Origin of the sequence: Variovorax sp. OK605 (assembly GCF_900115445.1) — a bacterium.
Taxonomy (GTDB): domain Bacteria; phylum Pseudomonadota; class Gammaproteobacteria; order Burkholderiales; family Burkholderiaceae_C; genus Variovorax.
Genome location: NZ_FOWL01000009.1, coordinates 1 through 20557, shown reverse-complemented (window position 1 = coordinate 20557; position 20557 = coordinate 1). Strand labels below are relative to the sequence as shown.

Sequence of the window (20557 nt, the reverse complement as noted above, 5' to 3'; positions counted from 1 at the left end):
TCTCAATGCGCCTCGGCCTGCTTGGCCGCGGCGATCACGGCCTGCTCGTCGTGCTTCGCGCCATTGAGGAACAGGTTCAGCAGCACGGCCACGATCGACGCCAGCAGGATGCCCGACTCGATCAGCGAGTGGATCGCGTGCGGCATCCATTGCTTGAAGTTGGGCGCGATCAGCGGGATCATGCCGACGCCGATCGACACCGCGACGATCATCGCGTTGTGGCGGTTGGTCTTGAAGTCCACGCCCGACAGGATGCGGATGCCCGTGGCGGCCACCATGCCGAACATCACCAGGCCCGCGCCGCCTAGCACCACGGTGGGCAGCGACTCGACCAGCGCGGCCATCTTCGGCAGCAGGCCCAGCACGATCAGGATCGCGCCGCCGGCCACGCACACGTAGCGGCTCTTGATGCCGGTGACGGCCACCAGCCCTACGTTCTGCGAGAAGCTGGTGTACGGGAAGGTGTTGAAGATGCCGCCGATGAGCGTGCCCAGTCCGTCGGTGCGCAGGCCGCGCGCCAAGTCCTTCTGGCTGATCTTGCGGTCGGTCATTTCGCCGAGCGCCAGGAACATGCCGGTCGACTCGATCATCACCACGATCATGATGAGCGTCATGGTGAGGATCAGGATCGGGTCGAACTGCGGCATGCCGAAGTGAAAGGGCAGCACGATGTCGACCCACGCGGCACGGCCGACCTTCTCGTAGGTCATGAGGCCGGTGACCGACGCCACGACGGCGCCGATGACGATGCCCAGCAGCACCGAGATGTTGGCGATGAAGCCCTTGGCGTACTTCACGATCAGCAGGATCGACACCAGCACCAGCGCGGCCACGCCGAAGCCCGAGAGGTCCGCGTACTTGGGGTTGGGCACGGTGGGCATGATCGCGAAGCCCTTGGGCACCGCGGGAATGGAGCTGCCGGGCGAGGTGACCTCGGCGAGCCACCTGGCATACACCGGGTCGACCAGCGCGGGCGCCGTCGGGCCCACCGGGTTGCCGAAGATCCAGTTGATGCCCACGCGCATCAGGCTGATGCCGATGACCGCGATGATGGTGCCGGTGACCACCGGCGGAAAGAAGCGCAGCATGCGGCTCACGAGCGGCGCGATCAGTATCGACACCACCCCCGCGCCGATGATGGCGCCGAAGAGCAGCTGCGCGCCGTTCTGGCCCGGGTTGGCGTTGGCGATGGCGACCATCGGCGCGACCGACGCGAAGGTCACGCCCATCATCACGGGCAGCTTGATGCCGAAGAACTGCGTGGCGCCCAGCGCCTGGATCAGCGTGGCGATGCCGCAGCAGAACAGGTCGGCCGAGATCAGCAGCGCCACCTCGTCGGGCGAGAGCTTGAGCGCGCGGCCGACGATGAGCGGCACCGCGACGGCGCCCGCATACATCACCAGCACGTGCTGCAGGCCGAGGGCCGCGAGCTTGCCCGAAGGCAGGCGCTGGTCCACGGGGTGGACTTGGGAGAGGGAGTTGTCGGCCGTCATCGTTGGGCTCCAGCTGCTGCGAGAAGGAAGGCGGGCGACACGGCTTGCCATGCGCGCACCCTGTTTGTGTACGCGAAACTGTATACAATTAATGCGACAATCCGGACTCAGGTAAACCCGCATCCGCCTGGGGGGCTTGTAACCGGCTGCTAAGCCATCGGATAGGGGCCCTGCGCGCAGGCCCGCGCGTGGTAGCCCTTGATGCCCACGTCGCGTGCCAGCTGGCTGCGAAAGTCGCGGCCCTCGCGCAGGCACTGCAGCACATGCGCGAAGTCGTGGCGCGGCCGCCACCCGAGATCGCGCCGCGCCAGCGCATTCACATACACCCGGTCGAGCTGCGCGGGCAACGTCCATCCCTGCCTTGCATAGAGCGCCTCGCAGTCAGGGAACAGGCGGTGCAGCACGCGCGGCGCGCTCTCGCGCAGCATCGGCAGGTCATCGCGCGTGAAGGGCGTGGTGGCCGAGACAATGTAGCGGCCGAAGCCGATGGCCCTGGCGCGCCGCACCGCGAGCAGGTGCGCATCGACCACGTCCTCGATGTCGACACGGCGGTGCAGCAGCTCGTTGGCCTGCATGTTCTCCAGCGCATGGAGGCTGCGCGCGACGGCATCGTCGTCGTCTTCCGGAAAGAAACGCGAGGTCTTCAGCACCACCACCGGCAGGCGCTGCCTGCGATGGAACAGCTCGCACAGGCTCTCGGCGGAGGTCTTCGTCGCGCCGTAGATGTTCTTGGGGATCGGCGTCACGTCCTCGGTGATCCACGCGGCGGGCATGCCCTCGGCCGGCGTGAGCGCCGCGCCGAAGGTGCTGGTGGTGCTCGTGAAGACGAAGGCCTCGACGCCGGCCGCCGCTGCTTCCTCGAGCAGCACCAGCGTGCCCGTGATGTTGGTGTCGACGAAGCCCTGCAGGCTGTGCGTTGCCACGTGGGGCTTGTGCAGCGTGGCCGCATGGACCACGGCGCGCACGCCCTTCATGGCATCGCGAACGAAGGCACGCTCGGCGATGGAGCCGGTGCGGTCGGTGAACGGGGAGGGCGCGATGTCGATGCCGCGTGCATCTTGCGAGCTGGCGCGCAGCGTGCGCATCAAGGCCTCGCCGAGGTGGCCGGCGCTGCCGGTGATCAGGGTCGTCATGGCCGCGAGACTACCGCCGGGTGGCGGCGCGGTCCACGCATAAGTTATGCGCGGACCCGGCGAGGATCAGCCCCGGCCGCGGGCCTCTCGCACCGTGAGTCCCGACGCCGCGTGCTTGGCCTCGTGCTTCGCGATGGCCGCCTCGCTGGCCACGTCTTCGGCGTGCCTGAACATGCCCGGCGGAATGCGCACCGCCCCGATGGACAGCGTGGTGAGCGGCGTGAAGCGGACCACGCCCTGCCGGTCTTCGCCCTCGATGCCGCCGGCGCGCCGGTCGGCCTCGTCGTAGAGGTCGCGCGCCAGCCGGTTGAAGTCGTCGATCACGCCGGCGCAGCGTTGCTGCCAGTCGGGGCTCTGGAACAGCACCAGGAAATCGTCGCCGCCGATGTGGCCGACAAAGTCGCGGTGCGCGTTGGCGTGCTGCGTGGCCAGCCGCGCGAGCAGCAGGATCATCTCGTCGCCGCGCCGGTAGCCGTAGTGGTCGTTGAACACCTTGAAGTTGTTCAGGTCGGCGTAGCAGGCGACGAAGTCGGCGCCGCCCTCCAGCAGCCGGCCGATGTGGATGTTGGTGGGCAGGTTGCCCGGCAGGAAGCTCAGCGGGTTGGCGTGCCGCGCGGCCTCGATGCGCGCCTCGGTCACGGCGCGCACGAGCTGGTCGCCGGTGCCCAGGCCCACGTAGCGCTTGCTCTGCGTGACGATGAAGCCTTCGCTCAGGTAGCGCTGGTCTTCCGACATCAGGATGCCCATGAGGCTTTCGACGTTGTCCTCGCGCTCCACGATGCGCGGCGTGCCGCTGCCGTACGAGAGGCAGGGACGGCGGCCGTGCACCTCGCGGAAGTACATGCGCGCGTAGTCGTTCATGAAAGAACGGCGGTTGATCAGCGCAACGGGCGTGCCCTGGTCGACCACCGCGAGCGCATGCAGCTCGGGGTGGTCCTGGAAGGTGGCCGAGACCTCGTCGACAGGTGTGAGCGGGCTGAGCGCCGGCGCCTGGATCACCGAGAGGCTGCGCAGCACGTTGGGCTGCGAAGGCTGGGCGGCGTGCGGCATCACCGCGATGCGGGTGTCGCGAATCACCGCGGCCACCGGCTCGGGCAAGGCCGGCTGCAGGGCGGGCGCCGGGTGGCCGAAGAGGTAGCCCTGGCCGTGCGCAATGCCGAGGTCGCGCAGCACGCGCAGGTCCTGCGCGTCTTCCACGCCTTCCGCGACCAGCTCGGTGCCCAGCGCATTGCCCAGGCCGACGATGGTGCGCACCAGCTCCACATTCTGCGGGCAGTTGGCGACGCCTTGCGTGAGCAGCTTGTCGATCTTCACGTAGTCGGGGTGCAGCTCCTTCCAGCGCCGCAGGTTGGAATGCCCTTCGCCGAAGTCGTCGAGCGCCACGCGCGCGCCCAGCGCATGCAAGGCCTTGACGGCCTGGCGCAGCGCCTCCGGATTGCCGGCCGCCCGCTGCTCGGTGAGCTCGATGGTGACGTCGCGCGCCGCCACGCCGTGCTGCGCCAGCATGCGCTCGAGCCAGCAGGCCGAACCCGCGCTGCTGCTCTCGCTGACGTCACCCGCCTCACTCACCTCACCCGCCTCGCTCATTGCCGCGGTGAGCGCATCCGCGCTCATGTTCACGAAGAGCCGGCCGGGCTCGGCCTGGCGGCCCCACTCGGCGAGGATGACTTCGGCGCAATGCAGCTCGAACTCGGTCAGCCGCGATTCGTTCGCCGCCAGTGCCAGCAGCGCCAGCGGGCTGTGCAGCGCCGTGCCGGCGGGTCCGCGAATCAGTGCTTCATGGCCGAAGACCGTGCCCCGGCGAAGGTCCACGATCGGTTGGAAGAAAGGAAATATTGCGGGATGCGAGGCGGGAGCGTCGCTGTGCCGAAGTTGCCGGGGCATGCTGTAGAAATGGTCGTCCATGGTGCTGCCGCAGGAATGCGGAGCCCGTCCGGGATGCAGCATGAGGCATTTGTATGACAAGCGCTCGGGCCGCGTCCCGGGCACGCGCGCTTTCGAGCGAGGGTGTGGCCGTCAGGCCACGGTCGTGACGATGCGCCCCGCGCGGCCGCCGGACAGCGCGATGCGTTCCCACAGCACGTGCCCCGACAGGATCGGCATCAGCGGGTCTTGCGTGGCGCCCGTCGCGATCTCGAGCGACGCGAGTTCGCCGTCATGCCAGCCGAGGCCGTCGAGCGTGGCCTCGGCCTCGAGGATTTCCTGCGAGGCATAGCCGATCAGCGAACGGCCCATGAACTCGGCGGCGTCCGCGCGCCACTCGGCCTGGCGCGGCGCCGACGCGGCCAGCAGCCGGTGCGTGCGGTCGCAGATCAGGTGCACCTTGCGCGTGGAGGACTCGACCAGCCGCTTCAGCGCGGCGTCTTGCGCCAAGTCGCACGCCGCCGCAAGCAGGCGGTGCGCCGCGGCCTGCTGCGCCGCCGAGAGCGGCAGCTGCCCGCGCTCCCAGCGCGACACGGTCGCCTGGTTCACGCCCATCAGCTGCGCGAAGTGCGTCTGCTTGATGCCGCGCAGCAGCCGCATCTGGCGCAGCGCGAGGCCGAGGTTCTTCTGCGGTGCCATGCGCGGGCCGGGCTTCAGGCCAGCAGCGCCTTGACCAGGTCGAGCTGGCGGTCGGGCTTGTCGGTGCCGAGCTCGAGGCTGGCCTCGATGCGTTCGAGGTGCTCGGTCATGCTGGTCACCGCGGCCTCTGTGTCGCCCTTGCGGCACAGGCGCAGGAACTCCGCGTGCTCGTCCGACGAGCAATGCGGGTCGTTCGACGAGTGGTACAGCATGGCGATCAGCGAGCTGCGCGCCACCAGTTCGCGCACCAGCTCGGCCAGCGTGCGGTTGCCCGTGGCCTCGGCCAGCGCCACGTGGAAGTCGCCCAGCAGCTTCTCGCGCACCGTGCCCATGGTGGTGGTCTGGCGCAGCGCGGCGCGCTCGAACTTGATGTGCTGCTCCAGCACCTGGTAGTCGCGCGGCCGTGCGTTGGCGATGAACAGGCGCACCACCTCGCTCTCGAGGATGCGGCGCACCGCGAACACCTCGCGCGCCTCTTCCACCGTGGGCTGGCTCACGAAGGCGCCCTTGTCGGGAATCATCTCGATCAGCTTGTCCTTCGAGAGCATCAGCAGCGCCGCGCGCACCTTGGTACGGCTCACCGAATAGACCCGGCCCAGGGCCTCTTCGCGCAGCCAGGTGCCGGGGGGCAGGCGCTTTTCGACGATCGCCGTGGCGATGTCGTTGGCGATGCTTTCGATGGAGCTGTTCTTGTCGGCCGCGGGCGCGCCCGCTTCGGCCGGAGCGGGCACGGCGGGGGTGACCGGATGGGCCGGGGTCGTGGGAGTTTTGGAGCTGGCGCGGGGCATGCGCGGATTGTGGCCTAGCGCGTTGCGCGATCCACAGGTGAAGGCGTCTCGCCTGGATGGAGGTGCGTTGCCGGGAACATCCCTGGCTGGCCGGCGCGCCAGCCCGCCTGCCGGAACCAGTCCGGGTCGTGCAGGTGCCTGAAGACGAATGCCGTATCGCCGGAGCCACGTCGTTCCGCGCACACGGCAAGGCGGTGGTTGTCGTCGAGCGCCCCCAGGCCGAATTGCCAGCGCTCGGGCGCGTCGTCGGCCGCCGCAGGGTCGAGGTGCAAGCGGATGCCCGGTGAATCGAAAGAGAACCTGAACTGGTCGAGGGGCAGCGACAAGCCGATGCCGCGAGCCTTGATGTAGCTCTCCTTCAAGGTCCAGAGCTCCCAGAATCGTGCGGCCCTGCCGGCGTCGTCCAGGCTGGCCAGCATCGCTCGCTCTTCGGGCGCAAAGTTCTCGGTGACTTCGAAAGGAGCGTCACGCGCGACGAACTCGGTGTCCAGCCCGATGCGGCGGTTGCGCGCCACGCCGATGGCGATCAGATGGTCCGTATGGGAAATATTGAAATCGAGGCCATGCGCCAGCGCGTGTGCGTTGGCGATGGCCGGACGCCCGTGCGCATTGGCACGAAAGCACCATTCGGCCGGCGCGAGGGGGATATAGCGTGAAAGCACATGGCGGACCATCGAGCGCGTGGCCAGGTAGCGGCGCCTGTCCTTCGCGAAGAAAAATCGCGCGCTTTGCGCGATCTCTTCCGGGTTCAGAACCGCACTCGGCCCCGATGCGCCCTCGAGCACGCGAGGGTCGTCCGTGCGGCATGCCCAGACATGAACCGCGTCCCCGTCGGCGAACGCGGGGTCATGTGCCGTCACTGGCGATCCCGGCAATCTTGTGCATTGAAGTCATGGAAAGTCGCTGGACGCCGACACCCTGTCCCAAGGGGTCAGCGCGGCAGCGTGAAGCCCTCGAGCGCGCCGATCATCGTCTTGGGCAGCGGCTTCGCCAACTCCCCGCGCTTGCTGGTGCGCAGCTTCAGCGTGACGAGCGACTCGATGAGCTTGGTGCCCGCCGCCACGCCGTCGACCACCGGCACGCCGAGCACCTGCTCGATGTGCGCGCACAGGTCGGTCATGCCGGCGCAGCCGAGCACGATGCAGTCGGAGCCGTCTTCGGCCAGTGCGCGCCGGCATTCCTCGACGATGCGCTCGCGCGCATTCGAGCCCGGCTCCTCGAGCTCGAGCACCGGCAGTTCGCAGGCGCGCACGTTGGCGCAGAAGCGCTCCATGCCGTAGATCTCGGCCAGGTGCCAGGCCTGTCCCATGGTGCGGCCCAGCGTGGTCACCACGCTGAAGCGGCTGCCGATCATGCTGGCCAGGTGCATCGCGGCTTCGGCGATGCCCACCACGGGGCCGCCGGCCAGTTCGCGCGCGGCCTTCAGGCCCGGGTCGCCGAAGCAGGCGATCACGTAGCCGTCGATGCCGTCGCGCTCGCCTGCCGCAATCTCCTGCAGCAGGCCGGGCACGGCCAGCGCCTCGTCGTAGTGGCTCTCGATGGAGACCGGCCCCATGGCCGGGCTCACGGCCACGATCTCGGTGCCGGGGTGCGCCACCGCGCGGGCGCAGGCACCGATCTTCTCGGTCATGCTCCAGGTGGTGTTGGGGTTGATGATCTTGATGCGCACGGCGTGGCCCTTTCTCTTTCTATCTCTTCAGTTCAAGTCTTGCGGTTGCGGTTCAGCAGCACGTACAGGATGAAACCCAGGCCCATGCCGATGAACCACGCGTAGTTGGCGGCGCCGCGCAGCGTCGGCACCATCACGCACAGGATCGGCACCAGCGCCGAGGGCACCAGCGCCTGGATCGCCTTCGGGTTGTAGCCGCCGCTGTACCAGTATTCGCCCTTCGGGCTCATGGTGTAGAGCGCGTCCACGTCGATGCGCTGCTTGCGCACGATGTAGAAGTCGGCAATCAGGATGCCGAACAGCGGACCGATGAACGAACCCAGCACGTCGAGTGTGTAGTGAATGACCTCGGGGCTGTTGTAAAGGTTCCAGGGCGTGAGAAACACCGAGCCCACCGCGGCGATCATGCCGCCCGTGCGCCAGCTGATGTGCTGCGGCGCCACGTTCGAGAAGTCGAAGGCCGGCGAGACGAAGTTGGCCACGATGTTGATGCCGATGGTGGCGATCATGAAGGTCAGCGCGCCCAGCACCACGGCCGTGGTGCTGTCGATCTTGCCCACGGTGTGCACCGGATCGGTGATGAGCTCGCCGAACACCGGCAGCGTGGCCGCCGTGGTGATCACGGTCAGCAGGGAGAAGAACACGAAGTTCACCGGCAGGCCCCAGAAGTTGCCCTTCTTCACCGCGTCGAAGCTCTTGCCGTAGCGCGAGAAGTCGCCGAAGTTGAGCATCGGGCCGCTGAAGTAGCTCACCACCAGCGCGATGGCCGAGAGCATGACCGGCAGCGCGTCCCAGCCCTGGAACTTGATGCCGCCCAGGTTCAGGTCGATCTTGCTCCAGCCGGCCTTCCACACCAGCCAGCCGCACAGCACCGCCATGACCACGTACACGGCCGGGCCGGCCCAGTCGATGAACTTGCGAATGGCTTCCATGCCGTGCCAGAACACGAAGGCCTGCAGCACCCACATGACCATGAAGGCGACCCAGCCAAGGGTCGACAGGCCCACGAAGCCGTGCTGCGCCACGTCGGCGTACGGCGCGAGGCTGGGGAACATGTGCAGCGCCAGCACCATGAAGGCGGCCGACGCGAGGTAGGTCTGCACGCCGTACCACGCCACCGCGATCAGCCCGCGGATGATGGCCGGAATGTTCGCGCCCAGCACGCCGAAGGGCGCGCGGCACACCACGGGGTAGGGCACGCCGGTCACCTGGCTGGGCTTGGCCACCAGGTTGCAGAAGAACTGCACGATCACGATGCCCACCAGCAGCGACACCAGCACCTGCCAACTCGACAGCCCCAGCGCGAACAGGCTGCCGGCCGTGATGTAGCCGCCCACGCTGTGCACGTCGGACATCCAGAACGCAAAGATGTTGTATTGGCCCCAGGTCTGCTTCTTCAGCGGCGCAAGGTCCTCGTTGGTCAGGCGCGGGTGGTAGCCGGGCTTGATGAGGGCGTTCGATTCCGCGTGCGGCGCAATGCCGGCTTCGCTTGCCCCCGCGGGGGCCTGGCTGACGACTGTGCTCATGGTCTTTCCTCGTGCGAGTGAGTAGGGATTCGAGACCCGTTCCTGACGCAAATTTCGCATCGGATTTCGAATGCGTTATTTGTATACAAAAACTGCACGCAATCAAGAGCATTCGGGAAATCATATATCCGTAGATTCCCTGATGCTCTTTCGCCTTTGAGCAGGTTTGGAGGGGCGTAACGGCGCTCACCCGCAATGGCGCTCTTTACTTCGGCTGAGTCGAAGACGGGCTGTTCGTCTCCATCGGTTGCAATGGCGCCGGCATGCTGAAGGGCAGTATGTTCGGGAAGCTGCTTGGCGAGATGGCTTGCGGTGCGCAATCGCCCGAATTGGCCGATGCGCTGGGTTTCGAGCGCCCGTCCTGGTTGCCCCCGGAGCCCATTCGTCGGGTCGCTGTCGTCTCCGCCATTCATTACCAGAAATATCGAGCCGGCCTGGAGCGCTGAGTCATCCATGCCAACGTCCTCCACGCAAACAAGGAAATCAAACCGTTCGTCGCCGACGAGCGTGTTGGCGGTAAAAAAACTTCATCGAACGCAAGATGCCTGCCCTTCCCGAGGATCACATTCCCCGCGTCAGTCCTGCGCGCGCAATGCCACGTGGAAACCACGAACACGAGCCTGCGCCATAGGCTTGGCTACCAACTGATCGCTCGTCTGGGACAGTGTCCCTGTTGCGGAAGGGCAAGCGCAAAACTTCTCTTGTGACACAGCAAGACTAGGAGTCGTTATCTTCGTCGGCCCGTCAGGTGTCTCGATGGCGAGCTCGAAGTCGGTCCACAGTGTCGCGCGAAGGAACCGCATGCCGAATTCACCTTGCGAGCTCCGCGGCGATGCCCTGGGCACCGAACCAGATGTCTTTGCTCAACGCCGCAGTAACGGTAGCGAACACCAGGGCCCGCCCTTCGCGCACTGGCCGCGAGTCCGAGCGCGAAACGTTCTCGCAGAGGACCCAGGTGATGAACTGGCCCTTGATGGGAGCCCAACTCAATCCTTCGAGCCGATGGCCGTAGAGCGTGCATGCCGGAACCAGGGCCATGCCCAGGCCACGCTGTGCCAGGCCCAGGCAAAGTTCCAGCGTGTCCGTCTCGGCCGCCAACCGGAACGCCAGCCCCTTGCGCTCCAGGGCATGCTCGATCTGGGTCCGCAGGACATTGGGCTTCCTGGGAAGGACCACCTTCCTGCCATCCAGATGAGCGACGGGAACGGGCCGATGTGCGCTCAGCGCTTCATCGTTCTTCGCGACGATCACGATCGGCTCACGGACAAGCGGGATCTGCCGGTAGGTTCCTACTGGCACCGTGCCCGAGGGCACGATGCTTAGGTCGAGCAGGCCGACCACCATCGATTCGCGCAGCAAGTTGCTCACGCCTTCGTGAAGCTGCAGCGCAATGCCCGGATGTTCCTTCAGAAGCCTTTCCGCGAAGGGCGCGGTAAACAAGTGATGCCAGGCCGGCGGCGTGCCGATCGCAAGCTGTCCGGCGGCCGTCAGTCCAACCTGCTCCTTCAGCAAGGAGAACTGCTTCAACAAGGGGCGTGCGCGCGCTGCGAGGATCTGCCCCGCCTCGGTCAGGTGCACGCCACTTTGCGTCCGCGTCAGCAGAGGCGCCCGCATTTCATGCTCGAGGGCGCTCATGTGCCGCGACAGGGCAGGCTGCGAGAGGTTCAGACTTGCTGCAGCCTTGTTGATGCTTCCGAGTTCGGCCACACGAAGGAAATAGTCGAGCAGGCGGTTGTCCATGGGGGCGGCGGCGAGCTATGTATGAATCGGTTAACAGCTATCGATGAATAGCATTATTCAGCATAGCTCTGAATTCCTAAGATCGCGGCATGAAAACCACGGTACAAGGCGACGAACGTTTTCTCTCCTCGGACATCTTCGAGGTGAAGAAAGCCCCCAGGGCTCCGCGCAGGGACGGCGGCACATGGTCCGAGCGCGGCCGCGACGTCGGCATCTATCACCGCTGCGACGTGCTGGTCGTCGGCGGCGGCCCTGCGGGAACCGCGGCGGCGGCCTCGGCAGCCGCGACGGGTGCGGACGTCACGCTTCTGGAGCGCTACAACCACCTCGGCGGCCTGTCGACGGGCGGACTGGTGATCTGGATCGACCGTATGACGGATTGGGACGGCCGGCCGACCATCCGCGGCTTCGCAGAAGAACTCATGACCCGGCTGCCGCCCGACGGCATCGCCGGTCCGTCTTCGAATGAATGGGGGTCCAGGGATCCCCTGCGCGCCGCCTACTGGGCGCAAAGAACGGCCGCGTTCCACGGCATGGTGACCTGGTCGCCCACGATCGATCCGGAGCGCCTGAAGCTCTTGTCGCAGCAGATCCTGATCGAGCGCGGCGTGCGCCTGGTGTATCACTCGTGGGCCGCTGCGCCGATCGTCGAAGACAACACGGTGTGCGGCGTCGTCTTCGAAAGCAAGGAAGGCCGGCAGGCGATCCTTGCGAAGGTCGTCATCGACTGCACGGGCGACGGCGACATGTTCGCCCGGGCCGGAGCCCCGACTTCGAGCGACATCGATCAGGACGACGTCCATCACTGCATGAACACGTCCTGGCTGTTTGCCGGCGTCGACATGACCCGTTGGATCGAGTTCAGGGTGGGGCAACCGGAGCAGTTCACGCAGTTCACCAAGGCCGGGCGCGAGGCCCTGGGTCTGTTCGAGCGCCCGTTCGTGTCATGGCGCAACGATGTTGCCTTGTTCATGGGGCCCCGCCAGACGGGCTACTCCGGACTGAACGTCGACGATCTCACCGAGGTGGAGGTGCGCTCCCACAAACTCATGGCGGCGCACCTGGACTTCTATCGCGCACACGCACCAGGTTTTGAAGGCGCGTTCATGATGCTCAGCGCGCCTCAGCTTGGCGTGCGCCATACGCGGCGGCTCGTCGGATGCGGCAGCGTCCTGCGCGAGGACTGGCCGACCGGGCGCGTGCATGCCGACGAGATCGGTGTCACACCGGCGGTCTCGCCCAAGTTCCCCAACATTTCGATTCCCTATGGCTGCCTGGTGCCGCGATCGCTCGACGGGCTGCTGGCGGCGGGGCGCCACATTTCCTGCGATCGCAATTCGCATGGATTCATGCGCGAGATTCCCCAGTGCTGGGTCACCGGGCAGGCGGCCGGCGTGGCGGCTTCGTTGTCCGTCTCTCAAGGCGTGGCGCCACGCGCCGTCGAGATCGGTGCGGTCCAAGCCGAACTGCTGCGCCAGGGCGTCGTGGTCCGCAAACTAGAACGCAAGGCTGCGGACACTGCAGCACACCAGTCCGAATCGACTGCGGCTTGAGCGCACCAAAACAACTGAAGGAGACAAGTGATGGATCGCAGACAGACATTGACGTCCCTGTGCGCGGTAGTGGGGTGGCTCGGTACCGGCCTTGCGGCACACGCGCAGGACTTCCCGACCAGGCCGCTGAGCATCCTGGTAACTTACCCCGCAGGCGGGCCCGCGGACTTGATGGCACGCGCGCTGAGCGAAGTCATGAGCGAGCGGCTGCGCAAGCCCGTCATCGTGGACAACCGGCCCGGCGGAGGTGGCCAGGTCGCCGCAGCCGCGCTGCTGCGGGCCCCTGCAGACGGGCACACCCTGATGATTGGGGATACGTCGACTCTCGGTATCAACAAGTTCATCTATCCCAACTTCGGGTACGACCCCGTGGCGGACCTGGCGGCGGTCTCACCGTTGATGCTCATGCCGATGGTGCTCTACGTACCGAAAGCAAGTCCGTTCAACAGCGTGGCCGATCTGGTCGCCGCCTCGAAGCGGCGGCCTTTGAACTACGCCTCGCAGGGAAGCGGCAGTCTGGGCCATCTGCTCGGAGAAATGATCAGAGGCGACAGCGGCGGGCAGTTCAATCACATCCCGTACAAGGGGTCCGCGCCTGCCATGACTGATCTGCTGGGGGGCCAGGTCGATCTCCTGTTCGATGGCGTCGGCCCAGGCCTGCCTTACGTGTCCACGCAGAAGCTGAAGGCACTTGCCGTGGCCGGGCCCCGGCGGCTGCCCGAACTGCCCGATGTTCCGACGATGGCGGAGGTAGGACTTCCCGCAGTCGGCCTCTCGTTGTGGCTGGGTGTGGTCGTGCGCGCAGAGACGCCCGCGTCGGTTGTGCAGCGCCTGCACGATGAGATCGCCCATGCGATGACGCAACCCAAGGCAGTGAAACGCTTCAGCGACCTCGGGTTCCAGTTCATGAAGATGTCGTCTGCCGAGTTCGGTCAGTTCATCAAAAGCGAGTCTTTGAGGTCGGCGGGCATCGTCAAGGCGCGGCAGATCGTTCTTGAATGAGTGCACAGCGCCAGCCGCGCGTTTCATGGACATCGAAAGGAAAACCTTGCTGCAAGGCAAAACCATCATCGTGACCGGCGCCTCGTCCGGCATCGGGGCCGCGACGGCAGCGCTCGCGCAATCGCTAGGTGCGCGTGTGATCTCCGTGGACATCAAGCCCAACGCGTCGCCGGTCGGCCGGTTCATCCAGGCCGACTTGTCCGACATGGCATCCATCGATCGGCTCGTGGCGGCCTTGCCTCGTGGGGCGAACGGACTGGCCAATATCGCTGGCTTGCCTCCGACCCATCCGGCCGAGCAGGTACTGAAGGTCAACCTCGTCGGTGCGAGGTACCTCACCCTGCAACTCATACCGAAGCTGGCCGACGGTGCGTCCATCGTCAACCTGGCCTCACTGGCCGGGCTCGGTTGGGCCGAGGCGAAAGAGGCGGTGCTGGCCAGCAGCGAACTCGAATTCGCGGACGTGGCGGCCTTCTGCCGCAGCCATGCCATCGAAGGGTCGCGCAGCTACTTCTTCTCGAAGGAAGCGCTGATCGTCTGGACCTTGCAGAACCGATGGACCTGGCGGTCGCGCGGCATCCGCATGAACGCGGTGAGTCCCGGCCCGGTCGACACCCCGATCCTCAAGGATTTCATCGAGACCCTCGGCGCTCGCGCCGAGGAGGACATGCGGTTGATGGACCGGCCCGGCACGCCGGCCGATATCGCACCAGTCGTTGCCTTCCTCCTGTCGGACGGCTCGGCGTGGATCCGCGGGACCAACGTGCCTGTGGACGGCGGGATGTATTCCAACGTCCTGCTCGAAGCCCATGGCCTGTAAAGGCTCCTGAACTACAACCTGAAAACCAAAAGGAAATTGAGATGATCGCCATCACCGGTGCAAATGGAAACTTGGGACGCCTTGCCGTCCAGGAACTTCGGGATCGAATCCCGGCAGATCAGATCGTCGCGCTCGTGCGCAGCCCAGAGAAGGCGCTGGACCTCCTCGCCATGGGTGTGCAAGTGCGCGAGGCGGACTACGATCGCCCGGAAACGCTTGTCGAGGCCCTCGAGGGCGTGGAGAAGGTCTTGCTCGTATCGGCCGTCGTCCCGGGCAAGCGATTGGGTCAACACAAGGCGGTCATCGACGCCGCCATGCAAGTCGGCGTCAGGCTGATCGCCTACACCAGCATGCTGCGGGCTGAAACCTCCGCGTTGGCACTCGCGAAGGAGCACTGGGAAACTGAGCAATACCTGAAGAACTCCGGCCTCGAGTTTGTTCTTCTGCGCAATGGCTGGTATCTGGAGAACGACACCGAGGCGCTCTCGGCGGCCCTTGCTCAAGGCGCCATCATCGGCAGTTCCGGAGACGGTCGATTCTCTTCCGCGTCGCGCGCGGACTATGCAGCCGCAGCGATTGCGGTCCTCACCCAGCCCGGGCACGAGGGAAAGATATACGAGCTCGCGGGCGACCAATCCTTTGCCATGCACGAGCTTGCCGCGGAGGTATCGAAGCAAGCGGGCCAGGCCATCGTCTACAAAAACTTGTCGGCAACCGATTTCGCGGCAGTGCTGCGCAACGTCGGGTTGCCAGAAATGATCGTCGATGTCGTCGTCGATGCCAGCGTGAAGGCGGCGCAGGGCGAACTGGAGAGCGCGTCTCGCGATCTCGCTCGGCTCATCGGCCGATCCACGGTATCCGTCGCCGAGGCGATAAGAGGGGCGCTTCAGGGCCGGTTGCAAGCCTAGTGTGGTGAGTTAGAAGTTCGTTGAACTATTGTTGAACGCCGAGGTCGCTCGTGTACCGTGTGTACACGACGAGGCTGCCATGGGCGGAAGACCCAAAGCGACACTGGTTTTGACGGACACCGAGCGTGAGGAACTCAAGGCCCTGACGTTGCGGCGCAAGACAGCGCATGCCTTGGCGCTGCGCGCGCGCATCGTGCTGGCCTGCGCCGACGGGCACGACAACAAGGTGGTCGCGGTGCGCCAGCGAGTTACGCCGCAGATGGTCGGCAAGTGGCGAGCACGGTTCGTCGAACATCGCCTGGATGGCCTGCTGGACGCGCCGCGCTCTGGTGCCCCAAGAACAATTGACGATACCCGCGTTGATGCGGTGATCGCCAAGACGCTGGAGAGCGTGCCGCGCGGGGCGACGCACTGGAGCACCCGCACCAGGGCGAGTGCGACGGGACTGTCGCAGACGGCCGTCTCGCGCATCTGGCGCGCCTTCGGCTTGCAGCCGCATCGCCAGGAGACGTTCAAGCTGTCGAGCGATCCGATGTTTGTCGAGAAGGTGCGCGACATCGTCGGCCTCTGCATGAATCCACCCTTGATGGCGATGGTGCCGTGCGTGGACGAGAAAAGCCAGATCCAGGCTCTGGATCGTACGCAACCCCTGCTGCCGCTCGCGCCTGGCATCCCCGAGCGGCGTGCTCATGACTACGAGCGTCATGGCACGACCACATTGTTTGCGGCGCTCGACATTGCCACTGGGTCGGCCATCGGCGAGATGCACCGTCGCCACCGCAGCAGCGAGTTCCTGCAGTTCCTGCGAACCGTCGAGGCCAACGTCCCGCCCGTGCTGGACATTCACTTGGTCATGGACAACTACGGTACACACAAGACGGCTTCGATCAGATTGTGGCTAGCCCGGCATCCGCGCGTTCATGTGCATTTCACGCCGACTTCAGCGTCATGGCTCAACTAGGTCGAGCGCTGGTTCGCGACACTCACGCAACGCTGCATTCGTCGCGGCACGCACCGCTGCACGTGGGCTGCTGCCGGTCTCATGGACACCGACCTAAGCTTTTTGAGCTTTCTCGAACTCTATCGGACTGACGTAGCCGAGCGTCGAATGACGACGCGTCGGGTTGTAGAACCGCTCGATGTAGTCGAACACATCGGCGCGGGCCTGTTCCCTGGACCGGTACACCTTTCTGGCCGTGCGCTCAGTCTTCAGTGAACTGAAGAAGCTCTCCATGGCCGAGTTGTCCCAGACCTCGCCCGCGCGGCTCATGCTGCACGTGATGCCTTGCTCCTTGAGCAGCTCCTGGAAGTGCTCGCTGGTGTATTGGCTTCCTTGGTCGGAGTGATGCAGCAACGCGACCGGCTTGCCCCGGCGCCACACGGCCATCATCAATGCATCGGCCACGAGTTGCGAGGTCATGCTGTCCTGCATCGACCAGCCGACGATGCGACGCGAGTACAGATCGAGCACCGCAGCGGCATATAGCCAGCCCTCGGCCGTCCAGATGTACGTGAAGTCGGCCACCCACTTCTGGTTGGGCGCATCAGCCTGGAACTGACGGTCCAACACGTTGTCGGCGATAGCGCTGCGCTGGCCTCGGTCCTGCGGCAAGCCTCGGCGTCGCGGCCTCGCACGCAGGGGCCTGCTCACGCATGAGCCGTTCAATGCGGTGCAATCCGCATCGTTGACCCAATGCCAGCACGTCATGCCACACGCGCCGGGCGCCATAGGTGCGGTCGCTGCCCAGGAAGCTCTGACGAACCTGGCTGGCGAGCACCTCGTCTTCCAGACTGCGTTGGCTTCGGGGCCTGCTGAGCCACGCATAGAAGCCGCTTCGCGAGACACCGAGCGCCTCGCACATCATTGCCAACGGCCACGTCCCTCGGTGTTTCGCAACGAAGCCAAACTTCACATCGACTCCTTGGCGAAGTAGGCCGCCGCTTTTTTCAACAGGTCACGCTCCATGCGCAGCTTGGCGTTCTCCTTCCTCAAACGCTCCAGCTCAGCCTGTTCGGGCTTCATCACGCCCTGACCAGGAAACGCCTGCTGCGGGTCGAGTGCAGCCTCGCGCACCCACTTGCGCAACACGTTCTCGTGCACATCGAGGTCGCGTGCGGCCTGCGCCACAGACACGCCTCGTTCCTTCACCAGCTTGACTGCTTCGAGCTTGAACTCTCGGCTGAATTGCCTTCTCGTTCCCATAAACCACCTCCGGTTTCATCTTCCACCTTAACAAGGTGTCTTTGAAACCGGCAGCAGCCCAACGCGACAACTCGAGCAGACCATCCAGGAGTACCTGGACATCAACAATGCCAAGCCGAAGCCCTTCGTATGGTCGAAGACTGCAGATGACATCCTCGTCGAGAGGTCTTGTCTGCGAACTTCTAACCCACCACGCTAGGGCAAAGCGTCGCGCTTGGCGAAGATGCTTGCCATTTCCGCAGCGTTCTCGGTTCCCCATGTGCACAGCGGGACGATCGCGTCAGCCAAACTGCGACCGAGGGGGCTCAGCGCGTAGTCAACGCGCGGTGGCACCTCCTTGTAGTCGGTCCGCACCAGCACGTAATCAGCCTCCAGATCCTTTAATTGCTGGATCAGTACCTTGTCGCTGACGCCTTGGACCAAGCGCTTGAGCTCGCCGTAGCGCTTCGGGCCGTTGCGCAGGAAAAACAGGACCAGTGGTTTCCACCTGCCGGAGATGATGCGGAGCGTGGCGTTGAGCCCGCAGCCGGTATCGCAGATTTCTGAGGATGTCGTCATTTTTGGTACTTACCTAAAAGTGCATACTTGTCGTTAGGTTATCAGAACTCCATACTTGTTCTCAAGCAGTTCCCTGCTTCCGAGCAACTCCCAACCATGGATTCATGACATGACCAGACTGAATGGAAAAACCGCCGTGATCACCGGCGGCGCTACCGGCATCGGCCGCGCCGCGGCAAAGCGTTTCATCGAGGAGGGCGCCTTCGTCTTCATCTTCGGCCGACGCCAGGATGCGCTCGACGCCGCTGTGGCCGACCTCGGGCCCAACGCCCGCGCTGTGAAGGGCTCGGTCTCGGATGAGGCTGACCTCGACCGGCTCTACGCGGCGGTGAAAGCCGAGCGCGGCGCCCTCGACATCGTTTTCGCCAATGCGGGCGCGGGAGGCCCGCTTCCGCTCGGCCAGATCACCGCCAAGCACATTGACGAAACCTTCGACACGAATGTGAAGGGGACGATCTTCACGGTCCAGAAAGCGCTGCCGCTGATGGGGGCGGGCGGGTCGATCATCTTGACCGGATCGAGCGCCGGCACCACGGGCGCCCCAGGGTTCACCGCCTACAGCGCGAGCAAGGCGGCGGTGCGCAACCTCGCTCGAACATGGGCGGAGGACCTGAAGGGCACCGGTATCCGGGTCAATGTGCTGTCGCCCGGGGCGACGGCGACTGAACTCGCGAAGGAAGCCCTGGGCGAGGAGGGCCAGAAGGCCTACGGTGCGATGACTCCGCTCCAACGCATGGCCGATCCGGCGGAGATCGGGGCCGTTGCCGCCTTTCTCGCGTCGTCGGACAGCAGCTTCATGACCGCCAGCGAAGTTGCCGTCGACGGCGGCCTGGCGCAACTCTGACCCGCACGCCCGGCCGGTCGCTCCGTTCGATATTCGGAGTCCGTCGGGCGTGGTAACCCAAGGAAAATACATATGAGCTACGCAATTATTGGCTTCGGCAAGATCGGCCAGGCTCTGGCCAAGGCGTTTGCCCGCAACGGGATCGAAGTATCCGTTGCGACCACGCGCGAACCGGAGAGCTTTGCATCCGCTGCGGCCGCGATCGGACCTGAGATCATTCCCAAAAAACTGGCGGAAGCCGTCAAGGCGGACATCGTCTTTTTGGCTGTCCGTTTCGAGGCGCACCGGGATGTCGCGAAGGCGCTGCCGACCTGGAAGGGAAAGACCATCGTCGATGTGACCAATGCCTACGGCGTGTCCCCTGAGGAACTGGGAGGCCAACCTTCTTCCAAGGCCGTCGCGCAGGCCTTCACCGGCGGAAAGCTGGTCAAGGGCTTCAACCATTTGGTCGCTACCGTCCTTGACCAAGATCCGGCCGTTCACGGCGGCAGGAGAGTCGTGTTCCTGGCGAGCGACGATGACGGTGCAGCAGCGGAGATTGGTGCGCTTGCGGAAGATCTCGGTTTCTCGGCGATCAAACTTGGCGGGCTTTCGGAAGGCGGACTGCTTGTGCAGGCGCGCGGAAATAGCTGGGGTCAACTGATCTTCAAGGACTTGGTCAAGTTCGACTGATGAATCGCCAGATGTCGCCTCGTGTCTTGATCTCGGCCGAATGGCAGCCACCACATTCTCGGCGGCCGGTCCGCAACCCATGCGGTGAAATCGGATGAGGTCCTGATGTAATGGAAACGGAGAGCCTGATGAGCATCGAAGCGAACGTCCAGACGGTGAAGGATTTCTTCTCAGCGATCGGCCGTGGCGACAGGGAACGTCTGCTGGCTCTGGTCGCCGAGGACATCGAGTGGATCATCCCGGGCGACGATTGGCCATTGGCCGGAACGCGCCACGGACACGCGGGCCTGGCGGATTTGCTTGAGACCGCATCCAAGTCGATAGAAACGTCCACGGAACCCCGGGAGTTCATAGCGCAAGGAGACAGGGTCTTGGTCGTCGGCTTCGCCAGGGGCAAGATCAAAGCAACGAACAAGACGTTCGAGGACGACTGGATCTTCGCCATTACGGTCCGGGACGGCCGACTGACGAGCATCCGGGAGTACATCGACACGCAGGCACTGGCGCGGGCCTCGCAGATGGACGCGGCCGGGCCGGCGTAGTGCTCCATTTGCGACCCTCGGGTCGGGGGCGACGGTGGATCATCCGTGGATTCCCCCTCGCACGCCGCGCACTCTTCAAACGCCCAAACGTAACGGAGATCCTGATGTACGCCCAATCCAAGCTGTTTGAGTGTAAGCAGTCAATGAACCACGCCCTTGTGCGTAGTGTCGGCGCCGATGCGCGCAGGGAGGGTTACGCGTCGCCGAGCTCGATGTTCCAGGGCAGCAGCGCCTCGTAGTCGTCGACGGTCTGCGCCAGCGGCAGCTTCTTGAACAGAGCGACGAGGTACCGATAGGGCTCGACGTTGTTGGCCTTGGCCGTTTCGATCAGCGAGTAGAGATTGGCGCTCGCGTTGGCACCACCGACGGTGTCGGCGAACAGCCAACTGCGCCTTCCGACGACGAAGGGCCGGATCGCGTTCTCCACTGGGTTGGAGTCCAGCGGCCAGGCTCCGTTGTCCAGGAACCGCACGAGCTTGGGCCACTGTCCATGCAGGTAGTGCAGCGCCTCGCCCAGCAGGCTCGACGGCGCCACGCTGTGCAG

Annotated in this window: 19 protein-coding genes and 2 pseudogenes; 9 read left to right on the top strand and 12 right to left on the bottom strand. The window is 65.1% G+C overall.

The genetic code is table 11. The features are described 5' to 3' along the window. Positions 1–2 precede the first annotated feature (2 nt). The 8 genes from BM013_RS23025 to BM013_RS22990 form a co-directional block, all read right to left on the bottom strand. On the bottom strand, positions 3–1493 hold the full coding sequence (locus BM013_RS23025) for a nucleobase:cation symporter-2 family protein (RefSeq protein WP_093129983.1): 1491 nt from the start codon (positions 1491–1493) through the stop codon (positions 3–5). Positions 1494–1642: 149 nt separating this feature from the next. Then, entirely contained in the window at positions 1643–2626 is a 984-nt protein-coding gene (locus BM013_RS23020) for an NAD-dependent epimerase/dehydratase family protein (RefSeq protein WP_093129982.1), read from the bottom strand. A 66-nt stretch (positions 2627–2692) separates the two neighbouring features. After that, positions 2693–4510 carry an EAL domain-containing protein gene (locus tag BM013_RS23015; protein WP_093130317.1) on the bottom strand — a complete coding sequence of 606 codons (1818 nt, stop codon included), beginning with the start codon at positions 4508–4510 and terminating at the stop codon, positions 2693–2695. A 132-nt stretch (positions 4511–4642) separates the two neighbouring features. After that, on the bottom strand, positions 4643–5188 hold the full coding sequence (locus BM013_RS23010; RefSeq protein ID WP_093129981.1) for a helix-turn-helix domain-containing protein: 546 nt from the start codon (positions 5186–5188) through the stop codon (positions 4643–4645). 14 nt (positions 5189–5202) lie between these two features. Next, positions 5203–5976, bottom strand: coding sequence for a GntR family transcriptional regulator (locus BM013_RS23005; protein ID WP_093129980.1), 774 nt, complete (start codon positions 5974–5976; stop codon positions 5203–5205). Positions 5977–5990: 14 nt separating this feature from the next. Continuing rightward, complete coding sequence (locus BM013_RS23000) at positions 5991–6761, bottom strand: 4'-phosphopantetheinyl transferase family protein (protein ID WP_143098321.1); 771 nt, start codon at positions 6759–6761, stop codon at positions 5991–5993. 146 nt (positions 6762–6907) lie between these two features. After that, positions 6908–7645 (bottom strand): aspartate/glutamate racemase family protein, encoded by a 738-nt coding sequence (locus BM013_RS22995; RefSeq protein WP_093129978.1) that lies wholly within the window; start codon positions 7643–7645, stop codon positions 6908–6910. A gap of 32 nt (positions 7646–7677) precedes the next feature. Beyond that, positions 7678–9171: an NCS1 family nucleobase:cation symporter-1 gene (locus tag BM013_RS22990; protein ID WP_093129977.1), complete on the bottom strand. Its 1494-nt coding sequence runs from the start codon at positions 9169–9171 to the stop codon at positions 7678–7680. A gap of 263 nt (positions 9172–9434) precedes the next feature. On the opposite strand from BM013_RS22990, the gene BM013_RS41825 reads away from it, so the two are divergent. Continuing rightward, complete coding sequence (locus tag BM013_RS41825) at positions 9435–9617, top strand: hypothetical protein (protein WP_256221613.1); 183 nt, start codon at positions 9435–9437, stop codon at positions 9615–9617. A 364-nt stretch (positions 9618–9981) separates the two neighbouring features. Here BM013_RS41825 and BM013_RS22980 read toward each other — a convergent pair whose 3' ends face one another. Beyond that, positions 9982–10911 carry a LysR family transcriptional regulator gene (locus BM013_RS22980; protein WP_093129976.1) on the bottom strand — a complete coding sequence of 310 codons (930 nt, stop codon included), beginning with the start codon at positions 10909–10911 and terminating at the stop codon, positions 9982–9984. An 89-nt stretch (positions 10912–11000) separates the two neighbouring features. On the opposite strand from BM013_RS22980, the gene BM013_RS22975 reads away from it, so the two are divergent. The 5 genes and pseudogenes from BM013_RS22975 to BM013_RS22955 all read left to right on the top strand — a co-directional run. Further along, on the top strand, positions 11001–12464 hold the full coding sequence (locus BM013_RS22975) for an FAD-dependent oxidoreductase (protein ID WP_093129975.1): 1464 nt from the start codon (positions 11001–11003) through the stop codon (positions 12462–12464). A 30-nt stretch (positions 12465–12494) separates the two neighbouring features. Next, a complete protein-coding gene (locus tag BM013_RS22970; protein ID WP_093129974.1) occupies positions 12495–13466 on the top strand; it encodes a Bug family tripartite tricarboxylate transporter substrate binding protein in 972 nt (323 codons plus the stop codon). A 25-nt stretch (positions 13467–13491) separates the two neighbouring features. Next, a complete protein-coding gene (locus BM013_RS22965) occupies positions 13492–14286 on the top strand; it encodes a coniferyl-alcohol dehydrogenase (RefSeq protein ID WP_177225543.1) in 795 nt (264 codons plus the stop codon). A 41-nt stretch (positions 14287–14327) separates the two neighbouring features. Further along, the gene (locus BM013_RS22960; RefSeq protein ID WP_093129973.1) at positions 14328–15194 is read left to right on the top strand and encodes an SDR family oxidoreductase; all 867 of its coding nucleotides are present in this window, start codon (positions 14328–14330) and stop codon (positions 15192–15194) included. Between the two features lie 79 nt (positions 15195–15273). Further along, positions 15274–16218, top strand: a pseudogene (locus BM013_RS22955) (IS630 family transposase); the annotation flags it as partial. Between the two features lie 30 nt (positions 16219–16248). On the opposite strand, the pseudogene BM013_RS22950 reads toward BM013_RS22955, so the two are convergent. Continuing rightward, positions 16249–17397 (bottom strand): annotated as a pseudogene (locus BM013_RS22950) (IS3 family transposase). Positions 17398–17592: 195 nt separating this feature from the next. After that, complete coding sequence (locus BM013_RS22945; protein WP_093129972.1) at positions 17593–17955, bottom strand: winged helix-turn-helix transcriptional regulator; 363 nt, start codon at positions 17953–17955, stop codon at positions 17593–17595. A 109-nt stretch (positions 17956–18064) separates the two neighbouring features. On the opposite strand from BM013_RS22945, the gene BM013_RS22940 reads away from it, so the two are divergent. From BM013_RS22940 to BM013_RS22930, 3 genes are all read left to right on the top strand, one after another. Then, positions 18065–18799 (top strand): SDR family NAD(P)-dependent oxidoreductase, encoded by a 735-nt coding sequence (locus BM013_RS22940; protein WP_093129971.1) that lies wholly within the window; start codon positions 18065–18067, stop codon positions 18797–18799. Between the two features lie 72 nt (positions 18800–18871). Further along, positions 18872–19471, top strand: coding sequence for an NADPH-dependent F420 reductase (locus BM013_RS22935; RefSeq protein ID WP_093129970.1), 600 nt, complete (start codon positions 18872–18874; stop codon positions 19469–19471). Between the two features lie 128 nt (positions 19472–19599). Further along, positions 19600–20013 carry a nuclear transport factor 2 family protein gene (locus BM013_RS22930; RefSeq protein ID WP_093130315.1) on the top strand — a complete coding sequence of 138 codons (414 nt, stop codon included), beginning with the start codon at positions 19600–19602 and terminating at the stop codon, positions 20011–20013. A 193-nt stretch (positions 20014–20206) separates the two neighbouring features. Here BM013_RS22930 and BM013_RS22925 read toward each other — a convergent pair. Further along, positions 20207–20557, bottom strand: a 351-nt coding sequence (locus BM013_RS22925) for an IS66 family transposase (protein ID WP_143098319.1), incomplete at its 5' end; no start/stop codon positions are given.